At 56.6% G+C, this 7,312-nt stretch carries 8 protein-coding genes; 1 reads left to right on the forward strand and 7 read right to left on the reverse strand.

What is annotated here, in order from left to right; genetic code table 11:
* The 4 genes from R6T97_RS02010 to rpsL all read right to left on the reverse strand — a co-directional run.
* Positions 1 to 191: GTP-binding protein (locus R6T97_RS02010; protein WP_410347642.1), on the reverse strand; the 191-nt coding region annotated here is incomplete at its 3' end.
* 91 nt (positions 192 to 282) lie between these two features.
* On the reverse strand, positions 283 to 2,400 hold the full coding sequence (gene fusA / locus R6T97_RS02015) for an elongation factor G (protein ID WP_410347643.1): 2,118 nt from the start codon (positions 2,398 to 2,400) through the stop codon (positions 283 to 285).
* Positions 2,401 to 2,415: 15 nt separating this feature from the next.
* Complete coding sequence (gene rpsG / locus R6T97_RS02020) at positions 2,416 to 2,886, reverse strand: 30S ribosomal protein S7 (protein ID WP_342069679.1); 471 nt, start codon at positions 2,884 to 2,886, stop codon at positions 2,416 to 2,418.
* Between the two features lie 12 nt (positions 2,887 to 2,898).
* The gene (gene rpsL, locus R6T97_RS02025; RefSeq protein WP_072901927.1) at positions 2,899 to 3,270 is read right to left on the reverse strand and encodes a 30S ribosomal protein S12; all 372 of its coding nucleotides are present in this window, start codon (positions 3,268 to 3,270) and stop codon (positions 2,899 to 2,901) included.
* Positions 3,271 to 3,709: 439 nt separating this feature from the next.
* Between rpsL and R6T97_RS02030 the strand changes: the two genes are divergently transcribed.
* Complete coding sequence (locus R6T97_RS02030; protein WP_410347644.1) at positions 3,710 to 4,282, forward strand: hypothetical protein; 573 nt, start codon at positions 3,710 to 3,712, stop codon at positions 4,280 to 4,282.
* 2 nt (positions 4,283 to 4,284) lie between these two features.
* Here the strand turns inward: R6T97_RS02030 and R6T97_RS02035 are convergent, their stop codons facing one another.
* From R6T97_RS02035 to R6T97_RS02045, 3 genes are all read right to left on the reverse strand, one after another.
* Positions 4,285 to 5,187, reverse strand: coding sequence for a DMT family transporter (locus R6T97_RS02035; RefSeq protein WP_410347645.1), 903 nt, complete (start codon positions 5,185 to 5,187; stop codon positions 4,285 to 4,287).
* A gap of 38 nt (positions 5,188 to 5,225) precedes the next feature.
* Positions 5,226 to 5,633 carry a universal stress protein gene (locus R6T97_RS02040; RefSeq protein ID WP_410347646.1) on the reverse strand — a complete coding sequence of 136 codons (408 nt, stop codon included), beginning with the start codon at positions 5,631 to 5,633 and terminating at the stop codon, positions 5,226 to 5,228.
* Positions 5,634 to 5,707: 74 nt separating this feature from the next.
* On the reverse strand, positions 5,708 to 7,312 hold a 1,605-nt coding region (locus tag R6T97_RS02045), incomplete at its 5' end, for a DNA translocase FtsK (protein ID WP_410347647.1).

Genomic DNA, 7,312 nt, shown 5'->3' on the forward strand with positions numbered 1-7,312 from the left:
TCAACGTGCGCGGTCGAGATCGTGATCCCGCGCGCTTTCTCTTCCGGCGCGCCGTCGATCTGGTCATACGCCTGGAAATCACCGAAGTACTTCGTGATCGCCGCTGTCAGCGTCGTCTTGCCGTGGTCAACGTGGCCAATCGTGCCAATGTTCACGTGCGGCTTATTACGTTCAAACTTTGCCTTTGCCATGATGTGGCTCCTTCAAATTTAGGTTTTGGCGGCGGGGCAGGCCCCGCCCTACGGGGTGTTGGGTAGGGCGGGGCCTGCCCCGCCGCACCACTTATGCGTATTTCGACTGGATCTCTTCAGAGATGTTGCTTGGCACCGGATCATAGTGGTCAAACTGCATCGTGAACTGCGCCCGGCCCGAAGACATGGAGCGCAGCGTGTTGATGTAGCCGAACATATTCGCCAGAGGCACCATTGCGTCGATCACGATCGCGTTGCCGCGTGTATCCTGACCCTGCACCATACCGCGACGTGATGTCAGGTCACCGATGATCCCGCCGGTGTGTTCTTCCGGTGTGACAACTTCAACCTTCATGATCGGCTCGAGCAGTTTTGCGCCAGCTTTGCGCATGCCTTCACGCATACACATACGGGCCGCGATTTCGAACGCCATGATGGAAGAGTCCACGTCGTGGAACTTACCGTCGATCAAGGCAACCTTGAAGTCGATCACGGGGAACCCGGCCAATGGGCCGTTGTCCATGACAGATCGGATGCCTTTTTCGACACCAGGGATGTATTCCTTCGGCACCGAACCACCAACAACGCGGCTCTCGAATGAGAAACCTTCACCGGGCTTTGTCGGGGAAATGATCATCTTCACTTCGCCGAACTGACCAGACCCACCAGATTGCTTCTTGTGGGTATACGTATGCTCGACTTCGTGACCGATCGTCTCGCGGTAAGCCACTTGTGGCGCACCGATGTTGGCCTCGACCTTGAACTCGCGCTTCATGCGATCGACCAGAATGTCGAGGTGCAATTCGCCCATGCCCTTCATGATGGTCTGACCGCTTTCGATATCAGTTTCCACGCGGAAGGATGGATCCTCGGCAGACAGGCGCTGCAAGGCAAGGCCCATCTTTTCCTGGTCGGCCTTTGTCTTCGGCTCGACGGCGATCTCGATCACAGGTTCCGGGAACGTCATTGTTTCCAGAACAACAGGATCCTGAGGATCACAGATCGTGTCACCTGTTGTCGTGTTCTTCAGACCACCCAACGCGATGATATCGCCGGCAAATGCCTCATCGATTTCTTCGCGGTTATTGGAGTGCATCATCATCATACGGCCGACACGTTCTTTGTTCCCCTTGGTGGAGTTGAGCATGTTGTCACCCTTTTTGAGCTTACCGGAGTAGATCCGGGTAAACGTCAGGGAGCCCACAAACGGGTCGTTCATGATTTTGAACGCAAGACCGGAGAACGCCATGTCATCATCGGCACGACGTGGAATGTTCCGTGTTTCTGTCTCGTCACCGGGCTTGAAGCCCATGTAATCGACAACGTCGAGCGGGCTTGGCAGATAGTCAACAACGGCGTTCAACAATGGCTGAATACCTTTGTTCTTGAATGCAGACCCGCCCAGAACAGGCACGAAAGACAAAGACAAACATGCTTTGCGGATCAAAGCGCGCAACGTTTTTACGTCAGGCTCATTGCCCTCAAGGTAGGCTTCCATCGCAACGTCGTCTTGCTCGACCGCAGCTTCGATCAGCTTTTCACGCCATTCGGCGCACTGCGCCTGCAGGCTTTCGCGGATCGGCGCCTTGATCCAGGACGCACCAAGGTCTTCGCCCTGCCACAACCACTCTTCCATGGTCACGAGATCGATCAGGCCTTCCAGCTCGGTCTCTGCGCCAATTGGAATAGCGATCGGGATCGCGCGGGCACCGGTGCGCTCTTCGATCATTGTGACACACTTGAAGAAGTCAGCGCCGATTTTGTCCATCTTGTTGACGAAAACCATACGCGGAACTTTGTAGCGGTCGGCCTGACGCCATACAGTCTCGGTTTGCGGTTCAACGCCAGCGTTTGCGTCAAGAACAGTGACCGCACCGTCAAGAACGGCCAAAGACCGTTCGACTTCAATGGTGAAGTCAACGTGGCCGGGGGTGTCGATGATGTTCATGCGGTGCTTGGGGCTGTCTGGCTCGACGCCGTTTTCCGTGCGCTCCCAGAACGTGGTTGTCGCAGCGGAAGTGATCGTGATGCCACGTTCCTGCTCTTGCTCCATCCAGTCCATGGTAGCCGCGCCATCATGCACTTCGCCGAGGTTGTGGGATTTGCCCGTGTAAAACAGGATCCGTTCGGAACATGTGGTCTTACCGGCGTCAATGTGCGCGATAATGCCAAAGTTGCGATACAGTTCGAGGGGGTAATCGCGTGCCATTTTGGTGCTTTCCTCTTACCAGCGATAGTGGCTGAACGCTTTGTTCGCGTCGGCCATTTTGTGGGTGTCTTCACGCTTTTTGACGGCTGTGCCGCGGCCGTTGACCGCATCCATCAGCTCGCCCGCAAGGCGCTCTTCCATGGTGTTTTCGTTGCGCTTTTTCGCAGCAGCGATTAGCCAGCGGATCGCCAGCGCTTCGCGGCGCTCGGGGCGCACTTCGACGGGGACCTGATATGTCGCACCACCGACGCGGCGCGAGCGCACTTCAACGGAAGGCTTGATGTTCTCAAGGCACTCGTGGAAGACCTCGACCGGGGACTTCTTGATTTTGTCCTCAACGCGATCGAATGCGTTGTAGACGATGCGTTCGGCGACGGCTTTCTTGCCATCAACCATCAGGTTGTTCATGAACTTTGTCAGAACGATATCGCCAAACTTTGCGTCTGGCAGAACTTCGCGTTTTTCAGCGGCGTGACGACGTGACATCTGATCTCTTCCTTACTTAGGACGCTTCGCGCCGTACTTCGAACGACGTTGCTTACGGTCTTTGACACCTTGTGTATCAAGCACACCGCGCAGGATGTGGTAACGCACACCTGGAAGGTCTTTTACACGGCCGCCACGGATCAGAACCACAGAGTGTTCCTGAAGGTTGTGGCTTTCACCCGGGATATAAGAGATGACCTCGAAGCCGTTTGTCAGGCGCACTTTGGCGACCTTACGCATGGCCGAGTTCGGCTTTTTGGGTGTCGTTGTATAAACGCGCGTGCAAACACCGCGTTTCTGTGGGCATCCCTCCATGTGGAGCGACTTGGATCGTGTGACTTTTGGCTGGCGCGGCTTGCGGATCAGCTGCTGAATCGTTGGCATCGTTTGATGTTCCCATCTATTCACATGTTGCGTCCGGCAAACGCGGGTTTCAAAACATGCTTCCGGTTCGGAAAGCACAAAAATTCCGCAGTCGAACCCTTACCGGAGGTTCGGTGCGGTGAGCTCCAGAGGAACAGGACGACAAAATTGCCCTGTTCTTGGCCACTACGTGGTATGATATCGGGACGGCGAGGGTTTTCCCTCAGCCCGGATGAGCGGCGTATAGGTGGAGTCTTTATGCCTGTCAACAGGGGGAGCGAGGCCGTTTGCCACCTCAGCCGGTCCCCTGCGGTCTACCCCCATGACAAGGCCGATATCAACAACCGTTATCCCATAGCAATGAGGCTTTATTGCTTAGCGGAACGGCTCTGATCCATCTGTGGATGCACAGGCGCAGACTTTGCGCCACCCAATGCAACACATTTTGATGGAGCTCCAGATGATCCGGATCACGACCACCCTGTTTGCCCTTGCCGCCATATCTGCCTGTGCAGCTATCCCCAATGAACCGACCGTCAGCGCCTTTGATGTCGATCGCGCCTTCGACGAAGCCCAGAGGATCAGCGCCCTGCCCCTGACCAGCACCACCAATCTACCAACCGGAGGCGTGACCTATCGCGGCCAGCTTGGTGCGGACGTCAGCGGAGATGCCCAAGGCAGCATCCTTGGCGATATGGCGATGCGGGTGGATTTCGGTGATGGCGACATCGGAGGGAATGTTTCCAATATCAACCTGATTGATCCCAACGGGATGCCCAACCAACGCTTTGACGGCACGCTTAACATTGATGGCGCACAAACCGGTGGACGGCTGGATGCCTTTGCATCAGGCGATATCACCGGCGTGGACAATGAAGGTGTTGCGGTCGGCAGCCAGATGCTCTTGACGCTTGATGGTGATGTCTACGACGATTTTGGCGGCGGCGACGCTGTTTTTGGATCGGCGACAGGACAGGCACGCGGGGACTTTGACATGGATGTGGACGGTGTCTTCTTCGGTACCGCTGACTAAGCCTACCGGATGCGATCGGGCACAAATCTGGGCCGGATCCGAAGCTGTTTCTCGCGATAGAGCGTGAAAATCCCCGTCGCCACAACGATCGCGCCCCCTGTCAGCGCAAGGGCATTCGGCCATTCATCGAACACCAACACCCCAAGGACCAACGCGACCAACAGGCTGGTATAGCGAAACGGGGCCACGAAGCCGATGTCGCCGAAACGCATTGCGCTGACTGATGCGATGTAGCCAAAGATCAGAAACGACATCGCGCCTGCCAACTGTAATCCGGAGGTGGTTGTAAACGGCTGCCATTCGATGAAAAGAGACCCGACCCCGCCAAGGCCAGTGACGCCAACGGCCGCAACCAGCGCGACAAAAACAGACGGCACATTCCGCGACATGCGCCGCACCGCGACATCGCGCAACGTGACACAGGCGACTGCGGCAAGGGCATAGAGGCTATAGATACTGAAGTCCGCGCCGCCGGGCTGAATGATCAGCATGACCCCGACAAAGCCCACGAAAATCATGGTCAGCCTGCGCCAGCCCACCGCCTCGCCCAGAAACAAGGCGGCAGCCAGACTGACGCTCAGGGGAAGCACCTGCAAAATCGCGCTCACATTGGCGATAGGCATATTGAACAACGCACTCAGGAAAAAGAACGTCCCGCCCAATTCACCTGCTGTGCGCAATACCAGCAGGCCCCAGTCCCGCGCCGGAAACCGGAAACGCAACTGTCCAAATATCCTGCATAGTATCGCAAGGAAAATCACCGCGCCCAGTCCTCGGAAAAAGATCGCCTGAAACAACGGAATCTCATCTGCCAACGCCTTCATGAAAGCGTCGTTGAACGTATAGGCGCACATCGCACCCATCATCATGATCGCACCGCGAATGTTGTCAGATAAAACGGGCATGGCGCTGGCGTAGCAGCGCAATCAACCTTGCGCCAGAACTATCGCAGCACATGCACCGCGCATTTTGCGTGGCGCACCACTTTGGCGGCAGTCGACCCCAGCAGGTAATCCTGCATGCCCGGCTGGTGGCTGGCTATGATGATCAGATCGACATCGTTATTCTCGGCATGTGCCAGAATGGTGCGGGATGAATGGCCCTCGACCACAACAGTGGACGCATTGTCGACACCATCGACGAGCAATTTCAGTCCTTCGACGATATCCGCTTTCGCGGCCTCCATATGACCCTCCGGCAGATACTCGATCGCATATTTGGGCAAGTGCTCCATGACGTGCAGACAGGTGACTTTGCCGCCCTCGGTGCGCAATGCCTGGGCCACTTCCATGGCACCTTGCGCATTGCGGTCGGCTTCGAACGACACGGGAACGAGTATATTCTTGTACATGGGCGATTTCCTTCTTTGATTGCCCCGACAGTACCGATCCGGCCTTTCCCGCACCTTGATCTGGGTCACGGATCTCAGTGTTGTTCCGGCACCAGAATCTCGCGCTTGCCCACGTGGTTTGCAGCACTCACGACGCCCTCGTCTTCCATCTGCTCCACCAGACGCGCGGCTTTGTTATAGCCGATCGCCAGTTTGCGCTGGATATAAGAGGTCGAGCATTTGCGATCCTTGATCACGATCGCGACCGCAGTGTCATAGAGCGCGTTTTCGCTGTCTGACCCGTCACCAAGGCCAAGCACCATATCAATACTGCTTTCCTGATCATCCGGTGGCCCTTCGACCACACCCGACATATACTCCGGCGGACCAAAGCCTTTGAGGTGGTTGACGATCTCTTCGACTTCTTCGTCGCTGACGAAAGGGCCATGCACGCGGGTGATCTTGGAACCGCCCGCCATGTAAAGCATGTCACCCATGCCCAGAAGCTGTTCGGCTCCCATTTCACCCAGAATGGTACGGCTGTCGATTTTCGAGGTCACCTGAAAGGAAATCCGCGTCGGGAAGTTCGCCTTGATCGTACCGGTGATCACATCCACCGAAGGACGCTGTGTTGCCATGATCAGGTGAATCCCCGAGGCGCGCGCCATTTGCGCCAGACGCTGGATGCAGGCCTCGATCTCCTTGCCCGCGACCATCATCAGATCGGCCATCTCATCGACGATGACCACGATATAAGGCAGCACCTCCGGCTGGAATTCCTCGGTCTCGAAGATCGGATCACCCGTCTCATCATCAAATCCGGTCTGCACCGTCCGGCTGAACATTTCACCCTTGGAAAGGGCGTCTTTCACGCGGCCATTAAAACCGTCTATGTTGCGCACACCCATCTTGGACATCTTGCGATAGCGTTCTTCCATCTCGCCCACGACCCATTTCAAGGCGACAACCGCCTTCTTGGGGTCGGTCACAACAGGCGACAGCAAATGCGGGATGCCGTCATAGACGCTCAGTTCCAGCATCTTGGGGTCGATCATGATCATCCGGCACTCTTCCGGCGTCAGCTTGTAGAGCAGCGACAGGATCATCGTGTTGATCGCCACGGACTTACCCGAACCCGTGGTGCCCGCAATCAAGAGGTGAGGCATCTTTGCAAGGTTGGCGATGATCGGCTCACCTCCGATATCCTTGCCCAGCGCCAATGGCAGTTTCTGGTTGCCATCACCGAAATCACGATGCGACAGAATTTCGCGCAGAACGACCTTTTCGCGGTTCTCGTTTGGCAATTCGATCCCGATAACCGACCGGCCCGGCACAGTGGAAACACGCGCCGACAGAGCCGACATGGAACGGGCGATATCATCGGACAGGCCAATAACGCGCGAGGCTTTCAAGCCCGGCGCAGGCTCCAGTTCATACATGGTCACGACAGGACCGGGTCGAACCGACACGATCTCGCCCTTCACGCCGTAGTCGTCCAGTACGCTTTCCAGCATCCGCGCATTTTCTTCCAAAGCCTCGTCGCTGAGGTGATGGCGCTGGATCTCGATCGGATTGGTCAGCAGGCCCAAAGGCGGATGCTCATAGCTGGCATATTTAACATCGAACTTGAGCGCTGGTTGCGCCTCGGCCTTGGCCTGACGTGACGGTTGCTGTGCACGCTTGGGTGGGTGTTGCACCAC

It is taken from the genome of Yoonia sp., assembly GCF_046498525.1.
In the GTDB taxonomy this organism is placed as follows: domain Bacteria; phylum Pseudomonadota; class Alphaproteobacteria; order Rhodobacterales; family Rhodobacteraceae; genus Yoonia.